Below are 19961 nucleotides of genomic sequence, written 5' to 3'. Positions count from 1 at the left end.
TCACCTAACCTAAAATGTGATTTGGCGTACGGTCCACCAGGTGGGAGCCGGTAAGCTCGTCGCCATGCGCGTTCTCGTCGTCGACAACTACGACAGCTTCGTCTACAACCTGGTCCAGTACCTGGCCCAGCTCGGCGCCGACTGCACGGTCTGGCGCAACGACGTCGTGGACCTCGACCGCGTTCCCGAGTTCGACGCCGTGCTGGTCTCACCCGGCCCCGGGACACCCGAACGCGCCGGTCAGAGCATGGACGTCGTCCGCAAGTGCGCGGAGACGTCGACCCCGATGCTCGGCGTCTGCCTCGGCCACCAGGCGCTCGGCGTCGTCTACGGCGCGACCGTCGACCGCGCGCCCGAGCTGCTCCACGGCAAGACGAGCCAGGTGCGTCACAGCGGTGCCGGCGTCCTCAAGGGCCTCCCGGAAGAGTTCACCGCCACCCGGTACCACTCCCTGACCGTGGTGCCCGACACCATTCCGGACGACGTCTTCGAGGTCACCGGGCGCACGGAGTCCGGCATCGTCATGGGCATGCGCCACCGCGAACTGCCCCTCGAAGGCGTCCAGTTCCACCCGGAGTCCGTGCTCACCGAAGGCGGCCACCGGATGCTCGCGAACTGGATGGCCGCGGCCGGCCACCCGGTCGACCCGGCCCGCGTCGACGAGCTCGAGCGGGCGACCAAGGCCCTGCAGAAGGCCGCCGTTGCGTGATCCGGCTCGCGGGGGTGGGCAAGCGGTACGGACGCGGTGACTTCGTCCTCCGCGACGTCGACCTGACCGTCGAGCCCGGGCACGTCGTCGGTGTCCTCGGCAGCAACGGCTCGGGCAAGTCGACGCTGCTGCGGATCATGGCCGGCGTCTCGCAGCCCACGACCGGGACCCTCACCGGCACGCCGCGGATCGGCTACCTGCCGGACCGCTTCCCGGCCGGCCAGCGCATGGGTGCCCGCGCCTACCTGCGGCACATGGCGCGCATCCACGGCCTGGCCGACCTCTCGGTGATCGACCCGCTGCTCGACCGGCTCGCGCTGGTCGGCGGCCCGACGGCTCCGTTGCGCACCCTCTCCAAGGGCAACGCCCAGAAGGTGGGGCTCGCGCAGGCCGTGATGGTCCGGCCCGACCTGCTGATCCTCGACGAGCCGTGGTCCGGGCTCGACGTCGGCACGCACGCCGTCCTCGGTGAGCTCGTCGCCGAGACGCGGGCGCGCGGGGCGAGCGTCGTGTTCACCGACCACCGGCCGCAGGTGGTGCACGACCACGCCGACGTCGTCCACCTCATGGACCAGGGCCGGCTCACGGCGGAGAGCGCCGAGCCGACCACGCGGATCGTGCTGCGGGGGCGCGGCACCGACTGGGCGGACGAGCCCGGGGTGCGGCACGCGGTCGTCGAAGGCACCCAGGTCGTGCTGACCGTCGAGGTCGGGTCGGTCGACGCCGTGCTGCTGCGAGCCCTCAAGGACGGCTGGTCGGTGCGGGAGGTGGCGCCGTGTTCGCCATGACGCGGTACTACCTGGCGCTGCTCGGCCATTCGCAGCGGTACCTGCCGGCGCTGCTGGCGTACCTCGCGCTGTGCGTGATCCTCTACGCCGACCCGAACTCGCCGCCGCTGCCGCTGTTCGGCGTCAGCGCCGGCGGCCTGCTGGTCGTTTCGTGCTGGCTGACGATCGCGCTGCTCGACATCGAGGACCCGGTGCAGCGGCTGGTCACCTTGAGCCACGCGCGCCACTGGCGGCGGATGATCACCGGGGCGATCCTCACCGTGCTGGCCTGCTCGCTGGTCCTCACCGTGATCACCGAGGTGTGGTCGGCGCTCAAGTCGGTCAAGTTCCAGCCGTCGGCACTGGGCATCGGGCTGCTCGCCCACTTCGCGTGCGCGCTGCTGGGCATCGCGATCGCCCTGCCGTGCTCGCGGCTGCTGGTCAACCGGATCGGCTGGACGGTGCTCGCCGCGGTGATCACGTTGATCGTCGTACTGCTGGCGAAGATCCCGCTGGTCCACCCGCTGCTGCACGCCCTCACCGACGAAGAACCGGTCGGCGGGCCGCTCGTGCTGGCGGTGGTGACGTCGGTGGTGGTGCTCGCCGCCAGCTTCCTCGGTGTCTCCAGGCTCGTGCGCCGTCGCTCCTGACTGCAAATTGCAGAATTCAATTTCCCCCCGGGCTTCCAGCGGGACCACGCGGCCGACTAAGGTTCGGGGCCTCTCCGGTTCCGGGTGAAGGGAGAACGGGTGACGGCAGGGATCGTCGCGATCACCGTGCCAGACTCCGACGGCCGGCTCCCGGAGCTCGCCGCCTGGCTGCGCGGCGAAGACGAACTCCGCGGCCGCGTCCAGCTCATCGACGCCGTCCTGGTCGGCGTGACGAGCAACTCCGCCGGCGTCTTCTGCCGCTCACTCTTCGCGTGGCTGCGGCGCTGCCGCGAAGCCCGCGTCTCCCTGAAGGTGAAACGCTCCGGCGCGGCCGAGGAACTCGAGCTCGACTTCGGCGCCGGAAGCGACGCCGAGCAGGTTCTCGGTGCCGTCCAAGGATTTCTCGACAAACCCTGACCGACGAAGAAGGCCCGCACGGTTCGCCGTGCGGGCCTTCTTCGTCAGCGCGTCAGTTCGTCGGCGTCGTGGTCGTCGGGAACGGGAACCCCCCGTTGCCTTCGGACACCGACACCGAGATGGTCTGGTCCTTGGTGATCGGCGTACCCGGCGGCACGCTCTGCTTGGTGACCGTGCCCTCAGGCTGCTTGCTGGTCTTGTCGGACTGCTGCCGCAGGGTTCCGGTCCAGCCCATGCTCGCCAGCTTCTGCTGGGCGTCGTCGACCGTCATCCCCACCAGGGTCGGCATTTCGATCTGGTTCTGGTTCTCCGGACCCGTCGACACCGTCAACGTGATCGTGGAGTTCACCGCCAGCGACCCGCCGTTGGGGTTCTGCGTGATGACGTTGTCCTTGGGCACCGAGTCGGAAGCCTGCTCGACCTTCTTGGTCTTGAAGCCCTGACCTTCCAGCGCCGCCTTGGCCTGCGAGTACGGCTTGCCGGTGAAGTCCTGGACCTGCTTGAGCTGCTTGGACTTGGCCACCGTGATCTTCACGCTGCTGCCCTGGTCGGCCTCGGACCCCGCGGTCGGCGTCTGCGACTGCACCAGGCCGGCTTGGCTCGGGTCGTCGACCTCGACCTCTTCGACGTTCGGGTCGAGCGTCAGCTTCGTCTCGGTCAGGGCCTGCTCGGCCTGGTCACGCGTCTTGCCCTTGAGGTCGGGCACGCTGGCCTTGCCCGGCGCGACGCCGACGTACAGCGTGATCTTCGTGTTGGTCGCGACGGAGAGGCCGACCCCCGGGTCGATCTTGATGACCCGGTTGACGTCGTCCTGGGTGCACGACGGGCTGCCGTCGGTCGGCTGCACCACGCAGGTCACGTTCTTCGTCTCGACCGTGCCGTTGAAGCCCTTGGTGATCAACGTTTCGCGAGCCTGGGGCACCGTCTGGTGCAGCACGTCCGGGACCGCCGCGGTGGCCGTGTCGTTGTTGCTCTTGAACGAGCCCGACAGCCACATGATCAGCAGCACCGCGCCTAGCACGAACACCGCGGCCAGCGCGGCCAGGATCGTGCGACGGCGGCGCTTCGCCTTCGGGTCTTCGTCGTCCGGCTCGGCGTACTCCTCGTAGCGCTGCGGCTGCCGCCGGTCGGCGTTCATCACCTGCGTGCGCTCGTCTTCGGACATCACCATCGGCGCGACCGGGCGCTGGCCCGACAGGGTGCGCACCAGGTCCGAGCGCATCTCCGCCGCCGACTGGTAGCGGTTCGCCGGGCCCTTGGCCAGCGCCTTCAGCACGACGGCGTCCAGCTCGGGCGCCACCGCCGGGTTCACCGACGACGGCGGGTTCGGGTCTTCCCGGACGTGCTGGTAGGCCACCGCGACCGGGGAGTCCCCGGTGAACGGCGGTTCGCCGGTGATCAGCTCGTACAGCACGCAGCCGGCGGCGTAGACGTCGGAACGGGCGTCGACCGACTCGCCGCGGGCCTGCTCCGGCGACAGGTACTGCGCCGTGCCGATCACCGCGGCCGTCTGGGTCATCGAGGACTGGCCGTCGTGCATCGCGCGCGCGATGCCGAAGTCCATCACCTTGACCGCGCCGTTCTTCGTGATCATCACGTTGGCCGGCTTGACGTCGCGGTGCACGATGCCGTGGCGGTGCGAGAAGTCCAGCGCCGCGCAGACGTCGGCCATGACCTCCATCGCCCGCTTCTGCGACATCGGACCCTCGGTCTTGACGATGTCGCGCAGCGTCCGGCCTTCGACGTACTCCATGACGATGTACGGCAGCGGCCCGAACTCGGTGTTCGCTTCACCCGTGTCGTAGACCGCGACGATCGCCGGGTGGTTCAGCGCGGCGGCGTTCTGCGCCTCACGGCGGAAGCGCTCCTGGAACTGCGGGTCCCTGGCGAGGTCGGCACGGAGGATCTTGATCGCGACTTCACGGCCGAGGCGCACGTCGTGGCCGTGATGGACCTCGGACATGCCTCCGTAGCCGAGCGTCTCGCCCAGCTCGTACCGGTTGGAGAGCAGTCTGGGTGTGCTCATCTCTGGGTGCCGTTCCATTCCGTCCAAGGTGCGGTCATGATGCCTTGCTGGCCATCGTCGGTCGTGCCGGGAGAGTCCGCCGGGTAGGCGCTCGATACGGGCGGGTTCTCCGTGGGCGGCTGTCTGCCCGGGACCACCTGACTCTGCGTCTGGCCGGTGTGCGGCGGCGAACCGGAGCTGCCGATCATCTTCGCCACCAGCACGATGGCCGCCACCAGGACAACGAGCAGGATCGCCGCGAGGAGCGCCCACCAGCCCCACTGGGACTTCTTCCTGGCGACCGGCACCATGGCCGGGCGCATCACGGGCCGCGACGGCGGGCCGATCGCGACCATCGGGTTCACCGCCGGCGACGGCGGGCCGACCGGCATCTGCTGCTGTTGCGGCGGGGGCATCTGCTGCACCGGTTGCTGCTGCTGCGGTTGCTGTCCGGTCGCGTACGCGGCGTTGACCAGCCCGGACGGCGTAGGCAGCGGCAGCCCGGCGCGGACCGCGGCGACGGCGGCCGCGAACTCGCCGCCGTTGTTGTAGCGCTGCCGCGGATCCTTCACCAGCGTCGCCTCGATCACCGCGCGCGCCGCGGGCGGCACGTCGGGCGGCAGCGGCGGCGCGATGTCGCGGATGTGCATCATCGCGACCGTCACGGCGTTCTCGGACAGGAACGGCCGGTGCCCGGCGAGGCATTCGTAACCGCACACGGCCAGGGAGTAGACGTCGGACGCCGGCTCCGCCGGGTGCCCGAGCGCCTGCTCCGGCGCGATGTAGTGCGCGGTGCCCATGACCATGCCGGACCGGGTGACCGGGGCCGCGTCGGCCGCCTTAGCCACCCCGAAGTCGGTGATCTTCACCTGGCCCGCCGGCGTCACCAGGATGTTGCCCGGCTTGACGTCCCGGTGGACCAGGCCCTGCTCGTGCGCGGCCTGCAGCGCGTTGCCCGCCTGCTCGAGCATGTCGAGCGTGAACTCGGCCGACAGGCGCCCGTGCTTGGCCAGCAGCCCGGCCAGCGGGTCGCCGTCGACGAGCTCCATCACCAGGTACGCGATCGACAGGTCGCCGTCGAAGATGGTCTCGCCGTAGTCGTGCACCGCGGCGATACCGGGGTGGTTGAGGGAAGCCGTCATCCGCGCTTCGGTGCGGAAGCGGTGGAGGAACTCGGCGTCGCCGGAGAGTTCGGCCTTGAGGATCTTGACGGCCACGGTCCGGTCCAGCCGGGTGTCGCTGGCCTGCCAGACCTCGCCCATCCCGCCGACGGCGATCCGGCTCGTCAGCTTGTACCTCTCGGCCAGCAGCTGGCCTGAGGACAGCATGCGCTATCCACCCCCGAGCTTGGCGTTGATCGCCGCACGGCCGATTTCCGCGGCGACCGTGCCGCCGGTGGCCGCGAGCCCGCGGTTGCCGCCGTCTTCGACGATGACGGCGACCGCGATCTGCGGGTCGTTCGCCGGGGCGAAGGCGGTGTACCAGGCGTGCGGGGCGGTGTTCTTGGAGTCCGTGCCGTGCTCGGCGGTGCCGGTCTTCGACGCGATCTGGATGTCCGGGCGCTTGCCGCCGCCCTTGGTGAAGCCCTCGGAAGCGATCATCATGTCCTTGAGGATCGCGGCGTTCGACGACGACAGCGCCGCGGTGCCGGTGAGCTCGGTGGGGCTGTAGTCCTCGATGGTCGACAGGTCCGGTGCCAGTACCGACTGCACCAGCTGCGGCTTCATCGCCATCCCGCCGTTGGCCACGGTGGCCGCGAGCAAGCAGTCTTGCAGGGGCGTCAGCCGGACGTCACGCTGGCCGATGCCGCTCTGGTAGAGCGCGCCCTGCGAGTCGAGCGGGCCGACGGTGGACGCCGCGACCTTCATCGGCACGGTCAGGTCGGTCTGCCCGATGCCGAAGTTGGCCGCCGTCTTCTTCATCTTGTCCGCGCCCAGCTGGCCGGCGAACTGCGCGAACGGCACGTTGCAGGAGTGCGCGAGCGCGTCCTTGAACGTGGTGCCGGGGCAGCCCTGGCCGGCGTAGTTCTCCAGCGTGACGTTCGTGCCGGGGAGCTTCGTGTTCGGTGCCGGGTCGATCGGGGTGTCCGGGCCCTTGCCGTCTTCGAGCGCGGCCGACGCGGTGACCAGCTTGAACGTCGAGCCCGGCGGGTAGGTCTCCGAGATCGCCCGGTTCAGCATGGGCTTCTTCGGGTCCTTGTTGTTCGCGTTCCAGGCGTCGGTCTGCGCCTTCGACGTGTGCGAGGCCAGCTGGTTCGGGTCGTACGACGGCGTCGAGACCATCGCCAGGATCCGGCCGGTCTTGGGCTCCATCGCGACGACGGCGCCGGTGTAGCCCTTCTGCGTCATCAGGTCGTACGCGGCCTTCTGCACGGCCGGGTCGATGGTCAGCCGGACGTTGCCACCGCTCGGGTCGCGGCCGGTGACCATGTCCGACAGCCGCCGCACGAACAGCCGCGGGTCCGAGCCGTTGAGGACGTCGTCCTCGGCGCGCTCGAGCCCGCCGGCGCCGTAGTTGATCGAGTAGTAGCCGGTGACCGGCGCGTACATCGGGCCGTCGGCGTAGGTCCGGATGTACTTGTACTTGTCGTTGGACTGGTTGACGTTCGCCAGCACCTCGCCGTTGGGCGACACGATCTTGCCGCGCTGGCGGGCGAACTCGTCGTAGAGCACGCGGGCGTTGCGCGAGTCGGTGCGGTAGTCGTCGGCCTTCACCACCTGGATGTAGGTGGCGTTGGCCAGCAGCAGGACGATCATGACGAGCATCGCCATGCCGACCTTGCGGAGCGGGGTGTTCATGCCTGCGCGCCCCCGTTCGCCGGCGGGCGCTGCACGAGCACCGTGTGCGCTTCCGCGATGGGCGCCTGCGGCTGCTGCTGCGGCTTCGGGCGGGACGCCGGCTTGCGGGCCGCGTCGGAGATGCGGAGCAGCAACGCGACCAGGATGTAGTTCGCGAGCAGCGACGAACCACCCTTGGACAGGAACGGGGCGGTGATACCGGTCTCCGGGATGAGTTTCGTGACCCCGCCGACGACGACGAAGATCTGCATGACCATGGTGAACGCGAGCCCGCCGCCCAGCAGCTTGCCGAACGTGTCGCGCACGGCGAGCGCGCTGCGCATGCCGCGCATCGCGACCAGCAGGTACAGCATGAGCACCGCGGCCAGCCCGATGAAGCCGAGCTCTTCGCCGATCGCCGCGGTGATGAAGTCGGTGGCGGCCTCGGGCACCATGTCCGGCCGCCCGGCACCGAGCCCGGTGCCGCCGACGCCGCCGGTGCCGAGCCCGAACAGGCCCTGCGCGAGCTGGTAGCCGCCGCCGGCCTGGTCGTAGGTGGCCAGCGGGTCCAGCCAGTTCGCGACGCGCTGCTGGACGTGCGTGAAGAGGTTGTACGCGATCACGCAGCCGACGGCGAAGAAGCTGAGGCCGAGGACGACCCAGATGACCCGCTCGGTCGCGACGTACAGCATGACCAGGATGACGCTGAAGAACAGCAGCGAGGTGCCGAGGTCCTTCTCGAACACCAGGATGCCGATGCAGACGAACGCGGCGATGAGGATCGGGCCGAGGTCGCGGGCGCGCGGGAGCTCGACACCGACGAGCTTCTTGCCCGCCACCATGAACAGGTCCCGCTTCGACACCAGGAACGAAGCGAAGAAGATCATCAGCAGGATCTTCGCGAACTCGCCCGGCTGGATCGAGAAGAACGGCAGCTTCAGCCACACCTTGGCGCCGTTGACCTCGGACAGGCTCGACGGCAGCAGAGCGGGCAGCGCCAGCGCGACGATCCCGATCAGGCCGGCCGTGTAGCCGTAGCGGGTCAGCGTGCGGTGGTCGTTCACCACGATCAGCACGACGACGAAGAACACCAGCGAGATCACCGTGAAGAGCACCTGCGCGGTGACGGCGGGCGTGTAGTCCTTGCCGTTCTGCGCGGCCCGTTCGGCCAGCGCCAGGTCGATCCGGTGGATCATGACCAGCCCGATGCCGTTCAGCAGCGCGACGCAGGGGAGCAGCACCGGGTCCGCGTACGGCGCCCACCGGCGGACGGCGAGGTGGGCGGCGCTCAGCACGCCGAGGTAGGCCAGGCCGAGCCAGAGGATCGACGCGGTCAGCTCCTGCTCTTGGTTCGCCTCCACCAGCACCAGGGCGATGGTGACGATGACCGTGGCGAACCCCAGCAGCACCAGCTCGGTGTTGCGGCGGGTCGGGACCTCGCGCGGCGGGTTCGTCTGGAACTGCGCGGCGAGCGGTTCGGCGGCGCGCACGACGGGCTGGCCCATCAGTTACCGCCTCCCGTCGTCGGTGCCGTCGAACTCGGCGTCGAGCAGTCCCTCCCCGCTGGCTGGTTCGCCGACGACGGAGCGGTGGAACCGGCCGGAACCGACGGGGTCGTCGTCGGCGTGACCGAATTGGTCGGCGTCGGCGAGGTCTGACCACCCGTCGGCGCGCAGTTGTTCAGGCGCTTGTGCAGCTGCAGGAAGTCGTCGATGTACTTCCGGGCGTCGTCGAGGCTGTCCTTCTTGACGCCGTTCTGCACCGCCAGCCGCGCGTCCTCCTGGAGCTGGTTGACGCGCAGCTTGTCCGTGCACACCTGGTTGGGCGGGCACGAGCCCTGCTCGTAGGTGTGCAGGTCGATACCGAGGATGCTGCCGGGGACGCCGCGGTAGATCACGACCTCTTCGTCCGCACCCTCGCCGACATAGTACTGACTCAGCACGAAGTACCGGGTCGCGATGGCGGCCGCGGCGAGCACCACGAGCACGACGAGGGCACCGGCCAGCCAGCGGAACCGCTTCCGGCGCCGGGCTTTCGGGTCTTCCCGCGGCTGCGGCAGTTCCGGGCGCTGCTGCGGCGGCGGCTGGGTCAGCGCCCTGGCCCGCGCCGCGGGCGAGTCGCCCTGGTGCAGTTCGTCGCTGCCGTCCCCGGCGGCGCCGCCCACGATGGGCGCGTCCTCGCCGAAGTCGACGTCGACCACGTCGGCGATGATCACCGTGACGTTGTCCGTGCCGCCGCCCTTGAGCGCCAGCTCGATCATCCGGTCCGCGCACTGCTGCGGGTCCGGGATCTGCACGGCCTCGGCCAGCGTCTCGTCGCTGACCATGCCGGACAGGCCGTCCGAGCAGATCAGGTACCGGTCGCCGGCGCGTGCCTCGCGCACGGTCAGGCTCGGCTCGACCTCGTGCCCGGTCAGCGCCTTGAGCAGCAGCGACCGCTGCGGGTGCACCGCCGCTTCTTCGGGCGTGATCCGGCCCTGTTCGAGGAGTTCGTTGACGAAGCTGTCGTCGCGCGTGATCTGCGCGAACTGACCGCCGCGCAACAGGTAGGCCCGCGAGTCGCCGACGTGCACCAGCCCCAGCCGGGTGCCCGCGAACAACACCGCGGTGAGCGTCGTGCCCATGCCGTCGAGGTCGGGGTCCTGCGAGACCAGTTCGGCGATCGCGGCGTTGCCGTTCGCCACCGCCTCGCGCAGCTGGGCGAGGAGGTCGTCGCGCGGTTCGTCGTCGTCGAGCGGGGCGAGCGAGGCGATGACCACCTTGCTGGCCACTTCACCCGCCGCATGCCCACCCATGCCGTCGGCGAGCGCGAGCAGGCGAGGGCCGGCGTACACGGAGTCCTGGTTGCTCGAACGCACCAGGCCCCGGTCGCTGCGGGCTGCGTAGCGGAGGACGAGAGTCATGGGCGAAGCTCGATCACCGTCTTGCCGATCCGGATGGGGACTCCGAGCGGGACCCGGAGGGGTGCAGTGACCTTAGCCCGGTCGAGGTAGGTCCCGTTCGTCGAGCCCAGATCTTCCACGTACCAGTCCTCACCGCGCTGGGCGATCCGAGCGTGCCGGGTCGACGCGTAGTCGTCGTCGAGCACCAGCGTCGAGTCGTCGGCGCGGCCGATCAGGATCGGCCTGCCGTCCAGCGCGATGCGGGTTCCGGCGAGCGCGCCGTGGGTCACCAGCAGCTGCTGCGGTGACTTGCTGTTGCGCGGCTTCTTCTCCTTCTTGCGGCCGAAGGTAGGGACCTGGACGCGCATGCCCGAAGCCGCGTAGAGGTCCGAACGGACGACTCTGAGCGCGGCGAACACGAAGAGCCAGAGCAGCACGAGGAAGCCCACCCTGGTGAGTTGTACGACCAGCTCTGGCACTTGGTGTGTCCGCTCCCGACTCTTCCGCGCAGCCGCGACGCGGGTACGCCGCGGTCCCCCCGCACGTCAATTCTGCGGGAACAGTATTCCGTGTCCCGAGTCAGCCCTGTGTACGGAACACGAGGGACGAATGCCCCACCCGGATGACGTCGCCGTCGGCGAGCTGCCAGGTCTGGACCGGAGTGCCGTTCACGGTCGTGCCGTTGGTCGAGCCGATGTCGGCGAGCGTCGCGCTCTGGCCGTCCCAGGTGATCTCCAGGTGCCGCCGGGAGACGCCGGTGTCGGGCAGCCGGAAGTCGGCGTCCTGGCCGCGGCCCACGACGTTGCCACCCTGCTTCAGGGAGTACGTCCGGTTCGAGCCGTCGTCGAGCTGCAGGCTCGCCGCGAGCTGACGACCCGCCGCGGGCTGGCCGTAGCCGCCCTGCTGCTGCGCGTACGGGTCGGCGGCCGGCTGGCCGTACGCCGCCTGCTGGCCGTACTGGTCGTAGCCGCCACCCGGCTGCTGCTGGCCGTACTGGTCGTACCCGGGCTGCTGGTAGCCGCCCTGGTCGTAGCCGCCGCCCTGGGGCTGGGCGTAGCCACCTTGGTCGTAGCCGCCGCCTTGAGGCTGGGCGTAGCCACCTTGGTCGTAGCCGCCGCCTTGAGGCTGCGCGTACCCGCCCTGGTCGTAGCCGCCGCCCTGGGGCTGCGCGTACCCGCCCTGGTCGTAGCCACCCTGCTGCTGGCCGTACTGGTCGTAACCGCCACCCGGCTGCTGCTGGCCGTACTGGTCGTATCCGCCCTGCTGCTGGCCATAACCCTGGTCGTACCCGGGCTGCTGGCCACCCTGCTGTCCGTAGCCGTACTGGCCCTGCTGGCCGTACGGGTCACCCTGGTCGTATTGGCCGTAGCCGGGGGGCTGGCTCATTGCTGGGTCTCCTGCGTTGCTGGGTCGTGCCGACCGCGGTGAACCGGCGCCTGAGGGGCGGGCGTCGGGATCGACGGACGAACGGGTCTTGAACTGTCCAGTATGCAGCGCCTCGTTGCGCTCGAGTGATACGACGACGTCACCATAGGTGTCCAGGCCTTCGGCGGCGAGGTGTTCCGCCACCGCCTTCGCCAGCACCTGCGTGACGCGTTGCTCGTCACCGGCCATGCGCTCGTGGTCAGCCGCCCCCAAGGACACGATGTAGTGATTCGGGGCGAGCTGCCGACCGCCTGCCAGCTCACGAACGTTCTCCTCACTCTCCCGCTCAAGGGCGATCGCCACTTCCTGCGTGACGACGTTGCCACCGAACATGCGCGCGAAAGTGTTCCCCACCAGGTTCTCGAGTCGCCTGTCGAAACGCTCAGCGCGGCCCACCGGGGAAAACCTCCTCACACGTGTGCTTCCGCACCGATCCTATCCGGGTGAGCGAGCCTCGACACGGCCCCCGGTGAAACCCGTTCAAACGACCTGCTAGTCTTCTCCTCGCTGTCAGAGAGAAGCACTCGGGCGAGTGGCGGAATGGCAGACGCGCACGGTTCAGGTCCGTGTGTCCGAAAGGACGTGAGGGTTCAACTCCCTCCTCGCCCACCATGGAAGAGGCCCCGGCGCTGGCGCGCCGGGGCCTCTTCCCGTTGGCCCTATCTCTCCCGGGGGGCCGACCCCCCCCGGACCCCCCCACGGTGCCGTCCCGCACCTTCCAGCGTGGTTGCGGGAGGGCCTGCTGGTGGGGAATATCACCCGTTTGGCTCTGCGTGGTGTTCGCTCTCGGCGGAGTTTGGGGTGTATCAGGCCGTTGTTTGGGTGATCCAGGGCGCTATTACGTCGGCTCGGGAGGCGGTTTCGATGTCCGCGTGGGGGCAGCCGGGGCCGGTGGCTTCGATGGCCACCAGCTCGTTGGCCGTGAAGTACGGGGCGCCGGAGTCGTAGGTGCACGCGCTCGTCGTGCTATCGGGCGATGCTCCGCGGACGCCCAGCGTCGTCGGCTCCACCTTCGCCACCGTCACCGTGCCCTGCTGCAGGCGGGTGGCCGGCGTCGGGTCCGTGCCCGTCAGGCTGCCCCAGCCCGCCAGCGTGAGCCGCTGGCCGGTCTTCGGGGCCGCTCGGCCGACCCTCAGCGGGACCACGGTGGTCACCGGCGTGTCCAGCCGGATCAGGGCGACGTCGTTCTCCTTGGCCTGGACGACCTCGGTGACCTTGCGGGCGATGCCGGATTCCGTGGCTTCGTCGACCAGGCCCAGCGTCACCGTCGTCGGGTAGGGCGTCTTGCCCGAGACGCGGTTGCGGTGGGCGTCGTGGAAGCAGTGCCCCGTCGTGACGACCCAGGCCGGCGCCACCAGGGCACCGGTGCAGTAACTGCTGTACGTGGAGCCGTCCGGGCGGGGGATCTTCGTCATCGCGAGCTTCGCGACGAACTCGAACTGCCCCGGTGGGACGTCGGAACCGTGCGCGATCCCCGGCGCGGCCAAGGCGGCGGGGGCGGTGGTGATGGTCAGGACGGCAGCGGCGAGCAGGGCGCGCAGGCGCATTCTTCCCCTTCGTCGAATCGGTGGTCGACGTTCGACGTTAGGGCCGGCGCGCGGGCCGGGGAATTCCCTGGCCGGGCGTCACCCGGTGGACCATCGGGTGACGCCCGGCCGGCGGTCAGCCGATGTGCGAGGCGATCCAGTCCGCCACGACGTCCACGCGCGCGGTGGTTTCGAGCTGGTTGTGCGGGCAGTCCGGCCCGGTCGACTCGACGGACACGAGCTGCCCACCGGAGCCGCCCGCGACGAAGTAGGGCGCCCCCGAGTCGTACACGCAGGCACTCGTCGTCGACGTCGGGGCGACGCCCAGCACCCCCAGCGTCGCGGTGGCGACCTGGCCGACCTTCACGGTGCCCTGCTGCAGCTTCGTCGACGGTGCCGGGTTGGTCGCGGTGAGGCTGCCCCAGCCGGTGAGCGTCAGCAGCTGACCGACGGACGGCGTGACCCGGTTGACCGTCAGCGGCGTGATCCCCGTTACGTCGGCGTCGAGCGTCGCGATCGCGATGTCGTTGGCACTCGCCTGGTACACGGTGACGACGCCGCGCGTCACGCCCGGCGTGCTCTGGTCGACCGTGCCGAGCAGCACGGACGTCGGATACGGGACCGGTCCGGAGACCCGGTTGCGGTTGGCGTCGTGGAAGCAGTGGCCGGCCGTGATGATCCACTTCGCGGCGATCAACGCGCCGGAGCAGGCGCTGTTGTACTTGGTGCCGTCGGGCTTCGGGATGTTCGTCATCGTGAGCTTGGCGGCGAAACCGAACTGGCCGGCCGGGACGTCCGAGCCGTTGGCCACGGCCGAAGCGGGAGCCGCGGTGGCGAGACCGGCGGTCAACGTCAAAAGGGCAGCACAAAGCACGGCGCGAACGCGCATCGGTGGATCCCCCTTGTCACGCACCGGCGCCCCGCGCCGGTGATCACCTTCGAGCGTAGCGACGGTTCGCGGGGGCGGAAATGCTCTGCTCGGGGTAAGAAAACGGCCCCGGCGACGCGCGCCGGGGCCGTTTGCCGGAAATGTCCCGGCCCGGAAATCTCTCAGCCGATGAGCGAGGCGATCCAGTCCGCGACCACGTCCACGCGCGCGGTGGTTTCGGCCTGGTCGTGCGGGCAGTCCGGGCCGTCGCTCTCGACCGAGACGATCCGGCCGCCGTTCGTACCCGCCGGGACGAAGTACGGGGCGCCCGAGTCGTACGTGCACGCGCTCGTCGTCGACGTCGGGGCGAAGCCCTTCACGCCGGTGTACAGCGGGTCGACCGTCGCGACCTTCAGCTGGCCCTGCTGGAGCTTCGTGCCCGGCGTCGGGTCGACGGAGGTGAGGCTGCCCCAGCCGGCGAGCGTCACCTTCTGGCCCACGACCGGCGCCCGGTGGCTGACCGACAGCGGTTCGATCCCGTACACCGGCTTGTCGAGCTCCGCGATCGCGATGTCGTTGCTCGGCGATTGGTACACCGTCACGACGTGGCGCGTGACCCCCGGCTTGTCCACGGTGGTCGTGCCCAGCAGCACGGACGTCGGGTACGGCACCGGGCCGGACACCGGGTTGCGGGCCGCGTCGTGGAAGCAGTGGCCGGCCGTGATGATCCACTTCTTGGCGATCAGCGAACCCGAGCAGGCGCTGTTGTACTTCGTGCCGTCGGGCCTCGGGATGTCCGTCATCGTGAGCTTCGCGGCGAACTTGAACGTCCCCTGCGGGACGTCGGCGCCGTTGGCGACCGCGTTCGCCGGCGCGGCGGTGACCACCGCCGCCGCCAGTGCGAAGAGAGTCGCGGAAAGCAGAGCGCGGGTGCGCATGCGGGCCCCCTGGTCCGGTGAATGGTGGGGGCGAGGGTAGCGAAGACGAGGTCGGCGGTGGCGGGAATCCCCGCCACCGCCGACGAAAGTCAGTTAACGCCGACCAGGTCGACGACGAAGATGAGCGTCTCGCCGGGCTTGATGACGCCGCCCGCACCGCGGTCGCCGTAGGCCAGGTGCGGCGGGATGACGAGCTTGCGGCGGCCGCCGATCTTCATCCCCGCGACACCCTGGTCCCAGCCGGAGATGACCTGGCCGGCGCCGAGGCCGAACCGCAGCGGCTCGCCGCGGTTCCAGGACGCGTCGAACTCTTCGCCGGTCGAGTGCGCGACCCCGACGTAGTGCACGGTGACGGTCTTGCCGGGCGTGGCCTCCGCGCCGTCACCGACGGTGATGTCGGTGGTCTCGAGTTCGGCCGGCGGGGGTCCGTCCGGGCGGTCGATGAGGGGCTTTTCCAAGGTCATGGGCCTCACCGTACCCACGCGTGACCGGCTGCGCCGAACGGCCTACGCCCAAGGAGGGAAAAACGCGAAAAGTCTTCACACTTGTCCTACTGCTCGGTAGCGTGCGCTTCGTCACTCTTCTGGACGGAGGGGAGCCCGGCATGCGACGAGGCATCCGCACCCTGAGCTTTACGGCACTGGCGGCCCTCGTGGCCGGGCTCACCCAGGTCGCCGTCACCGCGCCGGCCGCCCAGGCGGCCGGGTCGCCCGACGACTACTGCGGCGGGCAGTGCAGCGACATCCTGCCGCCCGGCGAAAACGGCAACGCCACCCTCGCGGAGATCCTGGCGCACAAGCTGCTCGGCACCAGGCCCGCGCACGCCGCCGACCAGCTGGGGAAGTACTCCTCGCTGGCCAACGGCTACAAGACGCTGAGCACCGGGGCGATCAACCAGTACTTCAACGACTCGTCGTTCGGCGTCCCGGCCGACCAGGTGGCGAGCACGACCAAGCCGCGCGCGGACGTGACGATCGTGCGGGACAAGGCACTCGGCGTCCCGCACATCACCGGGACGACCCGCGCCGGCACCGAGTTCGGCGCCGGGTACGCGGCCGCGCAGGACCGGCTGTGGCTGATGGACGTCCTGCGCCACGCCGCCCGCGGGCAGGTCACCCCGTTCGCCGGCGGCGCCGAAGCCAACCGCGAGCTCGAGCAGCAGTTCTTCTCGAACGCGCCGTACACCGAGGCCGAGCTGCAGCAGCAGATCGACAAGGTCGCCGCGAGCGGTCCGCGCGGTGCGCAGGGCCTCGCCGACGCGCAGGCCTACGTCGAGGGCATCAACAAGTACATCAGCGACTCCTACAACGGCCGGTACTTCCCGGGCGAGTACGTGCTGACCGGGCACGTCGACTCGATCACCAACGCGGGGTCGATCGACCCGTTCAAGCTGACCGACCTGGTCGCGCTCGCCTCGCTGGTCGGCGCCGAGTTCGGCGCGGGCGGCGGCGGCGAGGTGCAGAACGCCATCGCGAAGCTCGCGCTGCAGGAGAAGTACGGCGTCGTGCAGGGCGAGAAGGTGTGGCAGAGCCTGCGCGCGGAGGACGACCCCGAGGCGATCAAGACGCTGCACGACGGCCAGACCTTCCCGTACGGCAAGACGCCGGCCAACGCGGTCGGGCAGGCCCTGCCGGACAAGGGCTCGGTGACGTCGCAGCAGCTGGTGTTCGACAAGACCGGCTCGGCCTCGACCGCGACGCCGTCCACTGTGGACGTCGCCGCCCCCGCCGAGCAGGAACCCGCCCGCGGGATGTTCGAGAACGGCGTGCTGCCCGCGAACATGCTGAGCGAGAAGCACGGCATGTCCAACGCGCTGCTCGTCTCCGGCGCGAAGACCGCCAGCGGTCACCCGGTCGCGGTGTTCGGCCCGCAGACCGGCTACTTCGCCCCGCAGCTGCTGATGTTGCAGGAGCTGCAGGGGCCGGGCATCAGCGCGCGCGGCGCGGCGTTCGCGGGCCTGAGCCTGTACGTGCTCCTCGGCCGCGGCCAGGACTACTCGTGGAGCGCGACGACGTCGGCGCAGGACATCATCGACACCTACGCGCTGCAGCTGTGCGACCCGAGCGGCCAGGCGCCGACGAAGGACTCGAACTACTACACCTACCAGGGCCAGTGCCTCCCGATGGAGACCGTCGAGGTCAAGAACGCGTGGAAGCCGACCGTGGCCGACGGGACCGCGGCGGGCTCGTACACCCTGCGCAGCTACCGGACCAAGTACGGGCCGGTGATGAGCCGGGCGACCGTCGGCGGCAAGCCGGTGGCGTACGCGGCGCTGCGCTCGTCCTACTTCCACGAGGTCGACTCGCTGATCGGCTTCCAGGAGCTGAACGACCCGGGCTTCGTGAAGTCCGCGGCGGACTTCCAGAAGGCCGCGCAGGACATCAACTACACGTTCAACTGGTTCTACGCCGATTCCAAGGACATCGCCTACTACAACTCCGGCGCCAACCCGGCTCGGCAGTCCAATGTGGACCCGAACATGCCGGTGTGGGGCGACCAGGGCCACGACTGGACCGGCTGGAACCCGGCCGGCAACGTCGCGACCTACACGCCGCCGTCGCAGCACCCGCAGTCGATCAACCAGGACTACTACGTCAGCTGGAACAACGCGCAGGCCAACGGCTACGCGGCCGCGGGCGCGGACAAGTCCGCCGTGCACCGCGTCGACCTGCTCGACTCGCGCGTCAAGAAGCTGATTTCCAGCGGCACCAAGGTCACCCGGGTCAACCTGACCCAGGCGATGGAGGAGGCCGCGCTGGCCGACCTGCGGGCCGAACGCGTGCTGCCGCTGCTGCTGCAGGTGCTCGACAAGACACCCACCACCGGCGCGGCGGCGGACGCCGAGGCCAAGCTCAAGACGTGGCTCTCGCACGGTCAGCTGCGGACGGAGACCTCGGCCGGCAGCAAGGCGTACGCCGACGCCGACGCGATCCGGATCTTCGACGCCTGGTGGCCGCTGCTCGTCCAGGCCGAGTTCAAGCCGGGCATGGGCGACAACGCCTACAACGCGATGACCGGCGTGCTGGCCATCAACGAAAGCCCGTCCGGGTGGCAGAACGGCAACGGCCAGCACACCGGCCAGCCGCACAAGGGCTCGTCGTTCCAGTTCGGCTGGTGGGGTTACGTCAGCAAGGACATCCGGCAGGTGCTCGGCCAGCCGGTGGCCGGTCCGCTCGGGCAGACGTTCTGCGGCAACGGCGACGTCACCGCGTGCCGCCAGGCGCTCGTCGACTCGCTGACCACCGCCGCCGGCCAGGCCGCGAACACCGTCTACCCCGGTGACGCGTCCTGCTCCGCGGGCGACCAGTGGTGCGCCGACACGATCGTCCACAACCCGCTCGGCGGCATCACGCAGGACAAGATCAGCTGGCAGAACCGCCCGACGTTCCAGCAGGTTGTCGAGTACGCCGCGCACCGCGGGGACAACGTCGCGAACCTGGCGGCGGCGAAGACGGTCAGCGCCACCAGCGCCGAAACCGGCTTCTACAACTCGCCGGCGTCCAACGCGATCGACGGGAACGCCTCGACCCGGTGGGCCAGCGACTGGAGCGACGACCAGGCGATCACCGTCGACCTCGGTTCGGTGCAGCAGGTCTCGCGGGTGATGCTCAGCTGGGAAGCGGCGTACGGCAAGAGCTACCGGATCCAGCTCTCGCCGGACGCGGTCCACTGGACGGACGCGGCCGTGGTCACCGACGGCGACGGCGGGCAGGACAACGTCTCGTTCGCCACGACGACGGCGAGGTTCGTGAAACTCCAGGGCGTCCAGCGCGGCACGAAGTACGGCTACTCGCTCTACGAGTTCGAGGTCTACGCCCACTGAGAAGCCAGGCCGGCCCGCCCGCGGACGCGGGGGCGGGCCGGCCGTCTTCGTCACAGTGACCGGGGCCGACCTGCGGTTTACCGTGATCGCATGGACGACTGGACGCCCCGCACCAAGGCCATCGCCGCCGGCCGGCCGCACGGACCCGGCGAGCCGCTGAACACCCCGCTCGTCGCCGCCAGCACCTTCGAAGCCGGCGGCGACTTCACGTACGCGCGCAGCGAAGGCACCCCGACCTGGGTGGCGCTCGAAGAAGTCGTCGGCGCGCTGGAGGGTGGCCACGCGACCGCGTTCGCGTCCGGGGTCGCCACGCTGTCCGCGGTGCTGGACCTGCTGCCGGTCGGGTCGCGGGTTGTCGTGCCGACGTTCAGCTACGCCGTGACGCGCGGGGTGCTCGCCCACGCCCAGAAGCTCGGCAAGCTCGCCGTCACCGAGCTCGAGCCGACGGACACCGAAGCCTGGGTGGCCGAGGCCGCGACGTCCGACCTGGTCTGGCTCGAATCGCCGACCAACCCGACCCTCGACGTGATGGACATCGAGACCATCGCCGCGGCCGCGCGCGGCCGCGTCGTCGTCGACAACACCTTCGCGACGCCGTTGCAGCAGCGGCCCCTCGAACTCGGCGCCGACGTCGTCGTGCACAGCGCGACCAAGCTGATCGGCGGGCACAGCGACCTGCTGCTGGGCATCACCGTGGCCAAGGACCCGGCCGTCGCGGCCGAGCTGCGCGGCGCGCGGACGCGCGTCGGCTCGACGCCGGGCGCCCTGGAGGCCTGGCTCGCGCTGCGCGGGCTGCGGACCATGCCGGTCCGGCTCGCCGAGCAGTCCCGCACCGCCGCGCTGCTGGCGGAGCGGCTCGCCGGGCACCCGGCGGTGCGGAAGGTGCGCTACCCCGGTTTCGGGATGATGGTCGCCTTCGACCTGGCCGACGCCGAGACGGCGGACCGGTTCTGCGCGTCGGTCCGACTGATCCGGGCGGCGACGAGCCTCGGCGGTGTCGAGAGCCTGGTCGAGCGGCGGGCGTGGCTGGCGGGCGAGGAGCGGGTCCCGGCCGGGCTGATCCGGTTCAGCGTCGGCCTCGAAGACCCGGAGGACCTCTGGCGGGATTTGACGTTCGCCCTTCCGGAGTAACGCGGACGAGTGAATCCTCGATAGTCGCGGCATTGCAGGTCAAC

At 70.1% G+C, this 19961-nt stretch carries 17 protein-coding genes and 1 tRNA gene; 7 read left to right on the top strand and 11 right to left on the bottom strand.

Going from position 1 to position 19961, the window contains the following annotated elements; translation table 11 throughout:
* The first annotated feature begins 64 nt into the window (after window positions 1–64).
* The 4 genes from ACH54P_RS29205 (at window position 65) to ACH54P_RS29190 (ending at window position 2543) form a co-directional block, all read left to right on the top strand.
* Window positions 65–709: an aminodeoxychorismate/anthranilate synthase component II gene (locus ACH54P_RS29205; RefSeq protein WP_489916686.1), complete on the top strand. Its 645-nt coding sequence runs from the start codon at window positions 65–67 to the stop codon at window positions 707–709.
* Window positions 706–1497, top strand: coding sequence for an ATP-binding cassette domain-containing protein (locus ACH54P_RS29200; protein ID WP_489906547.1), 792 nt, complete (start codon window positions 706–708; stop codon window positions 1495–1497). The genes ACH54P_RS29205 and ACH54P_RS29200 overlap by 4 nt, the downstream gene beginning before the upstream one ends.
* Entirely contained in the window at window positions 1485–2126 is a 642-nt protein-coding gene (locus tag ACH54P_RS29195) for a hypothetical protein (protein WP_489906546.1), read from the top strand. The genes ACH54P_RS29200 and ACH54P_RS29195 overlap by 13 nt, the downstream gene beginning before the upstream one ends.
* Before the next feature lie 99 nt (window positions 2127–2225).
* Complete coding sequence (locus tag ACH54P_RS29190) at window positions 2226–2543, top strand: effector-associated constant component EACC1 (protein WP_489906545.1); 318 nt, start codon at window positions 2226–2228, stop codon at window positions 2541–2543.
* A gap of 52 nt (window positions 2544–2595) precedes the next feature.
* On the opposite strand, the gene pknB is transcribed toward ACH54P_RS29190, so the two are convergent.
* The 7 genes from pknB to ACH54P_RS29155 all read right to left on the bottom strand — a co-directional run bounded on the left by pknB (window position 2596) and on the right by ACH54P_RS29155 (window position 12027).
* Window positions 2596–4569: a Stk1 family PASTA domain-containing Ser/Thr kinase gene (gene pknB / locus ACH54P_RS29185; RefSeq protein ID WP_489906544.1), complete on the bottom strand. Its 1974-nt coding sequence runs from the start codon at window positions 4567–4569 to the stop codon at window positions 2596–2598.
* The gene (locus tag ACH54P_RS29180; RefSeq protein ID WP_489906543.1) at window positions 4566–5876 is read right to left on the bottom strand and encodes a serine/threonine-protein kinase; all 1311 of its coding nucleotides are present in this window, start codon (window positions 5874–5876) and stop codon (window positions 4566–4568) included. Before ACH54P_RS29180 ends, pknB begins: the two co-directional genes overlap by 4 nt.
* Window positions 5877–5879: 3 nt before the next feature.
* The gene (locus tag ACH54P_RS29175) at window positions 5880–7346 is read right to left on the bottom strand and encodes a peptidoglycan D,D-transpeptidase FtsI family protein (protein WP_489906542.1); all 1467 of its coding nucleotides are present in this window, start codon (window positions 7344–7346) and stop codon (window positions 5880–5882) included.
* Entirely contained in the window at window positions 7343–8830 is a 1488-nt protein-coding gene (locus tag ACH54P_RS29170) for an FtsW/RodA/SpoVE family cell cycle protein (protein WP_489906541.1), read from the bottom strand. Before ACH54P_RS29170 ends, ACH54P_RS29175 begins: the two co-directional genes overlap by 4 nt.
* Window positions 8830–10227, bottom strand: a complete 1398-nt coding sequence (locus ACH54P_RS29165; protein ID WP_489906540.1) for a PP2C family protein-serine/threonine phosphatase — start codon at window positions 10225–10227, stop codon at window positions 8830–8832. Before ACH54P_RS29165 ends, ACH54P_RS29170 begins: the two co-directional genes overlap by 1 nt.
* A complete protein-coding gene (locus ACH54P_RS29160) occupies window positions 10224–10685 on the bottom strand; it encodes an FHA domain-containing protein FhaB/FipA (protein WP_003079002.1) in 462 nt (153 codons plus the stop codon). The genes ACH54P_RS29165 and ACH54P_RS29160 overlap by 4 nt, the downstream gene beginning before the upstream one ends.
* Window positions 10686–10785: 100 nt before the next feature.
* A complete protein-coding gene (locus ACH54P_RS29155; RefSeq protein ID WP_489906539.1) occupies window positions 10786–12027 on the bottom strand; it encodes an FHA domain-containing protein in 1242 nt (413 codons plus the stop codon).
* A gap of 130 nt (window positions 12028–12157) precedes the next feature.
* Between ACH54P_RS29155 and ACH54P_RS29150 the strand changes: the two genes are divergently transcribed.
* Window positions 12158–12243, top strand: a tRNA-Leu gene (locus ACH54P_RS29150).
* 194 nt (window positions 12244–12437) lie between these two features.
* Here ACH54P_RS29150 and ACH54P_RS29145 read toward each other — a convergent pair.
* The 4 genes from ACH54P_RS29145 to ACH54P_RS29130 form a co-directional block, all read right to left on the bottom strand.
* Window positions 12438–13178 (bottom strand): S1 family peptidase, encoded by a 741-nt coding sequence (locus ACH54P_RS29145; RefSeq protein ID WP_489906538.1) that lies wholly within the window; start codon window positions 13176–13178, stop codon window positions 12438–12440.
* Between the two features lie 115 nt (window positions 13179–13293).
* A complete protein-coding gene (locus ACH54P_RS29140) occupies window positions 13294–14046 on the bottom strand; it encodes a S1 family peptidase (protein ID WP_489906536.1) in 753 nt (250 codons plus the stop codon).
* Between the two features lie 161 nt (window positions 14047–14207).
* Complete coding sequence (locus ACH54P_RS29135) at window positions 14208–14963, bottom strand: S1 family peptidase (protein ID WP_489906535.1); 756 nt, start codon at window positions 14961–14963, stop codon at window positions 14208–14210.
* A gap of 89 nt (window positions 14964–15052) precedes the next feature.
* Entirely contained in the window at window positions 15053–15427 is a 375-nt protein-coding gene (locus tag ACH54P_RS29130; protein ID WP_489906534.1) for an FKBP-type peptidyl-prolyl cis-trans isomerase, read from the bottom strand.
* A 140-nt stretch (window positions 15428–15567) separates the two neighbouring features.
* On the opposite strand from ACH54P_RS29130, the gene ACH54P_RS29125 reads away from it, so the two are divergent.
* Window positions 15568–18786 (top strand): penicillin acylase family protein, encoded by a 3219-nt coding sequence (locus ACH54P_RS29125; RefSeq protein ID WP_489906533.1) that lies wholly within the window; start codon window positions 15568–15570, stop codon window positions 18784–18786.
* 90 nt (window positions 18787–18876) lie between these two features.
* The gene (locus tag ACH54P_RS29120; RefSeq protein WP_489906531.1) at window positions 18877–19917 is read left to right on the top strand and encodes a trans-sulfuration enzyme family protein; all 1041 of its coding nucleotides are present in this window, start codon (window positions 18877–18879) and stop codon (window positions 19915–19917) included.
* Window positions 19918–19961 lie beyond the last annotated feature (44 nt).

The organism is Amycolatopsis sp. N2S4-7 (genome assembly GCF_058119595.1).
Note: the sequence above shows the minus strand (reverse complement) of the source record. Positions and strands in the feature narration are given on the sequence as shown.

Bases quoted from the DNA above. Each gene is read 5' to 3' on its own strand.
- ACH54P_RS29135 (WP_489906535.1), bottom strand. From the start codon at position 14,963: ATGCGCACCCGCGCTCTGCTTTCCGCGACTCTCTTCGCACTGGCGGCG.
- ACH54P_RS29145 (WP_489906538.1), bottom strand. From the start codon at position 13,178: ATGCGCCTGCGCGCCCTGCTCGCCGCTGCCGTCCTGACCATCACCACC.
- ACH54P_RS29140 (WP_489906536.1), bottom strand. From the start codon at position 14,046: ATGCGCGTTCGCGCCGTGCTTTGTGCTGCCCTTTTGACGTTGACCGCC.
- ACH54P_RS29180 (WP_489906543.1), bottom strand. From the start codon at position 5,876: ATGCTGTCCTCAGGCCAGCTGCTGGCCGAGAGGTACAAGCTGACGAGC.
- ACH54P_RS29120 (WP_489906531.1), top strand. From the start codon at position 18,877: ATGGACGACTGGACGCCCCGCACCAAGGCCATCGCCGCCGGCCGGCCG.
- pknB (WP_489906544.1), bottom strand. From the start codon at position 4,569: ATGAGCACACCCAGACTGCTCTCCAACCGGTACGAGCTGGGCGAGACG.
- ACH54P_RS29130 (WP_489906534.1), bottom strand. From the start codon at position 15,427: ATGACCTTGGAAAAGCCCCTCATCGACCGCCCGGACGGACCCCCGCCG.
- ACH54P_RS29205 (WP_489916686.1), top strand. From the start codon at position 65: ATGCGCGTTCTCGTCGTCGACAACTACGACAGCTTCGTCTACAACCTG.
- ACH54P_RS29175 (WP_489906542.1), bottom strand. From the start codon at position 7,346: ATGAACACCCCGCTCCGCAAGGTCGGCATGGCGATGCTCGTCATGATC.
- ACH54P_RS29125 (WP_489906533.1), top strand. From the start codon at position 15,568: ATGCGACGAGGCATCCGCACCCTGAGCTTTACGGCACTGGCGGCCCTC.
- ACH54P_RS29165 (WP_489906540.1), bottom strand. From the start codon at position 10,227: ATGACTCTCGTCCTCCGCTACGCAGCCCGCAGCGACCGGGGCCTGGTG.
- ACH54P_RS29170 (WP_489906541.1), bottom strand. From the start codon at position 8,830: ATGGGCCAGCCCGTCGTGCGCGCCGCCGAACCGCTCGCCGCGCAGTTC.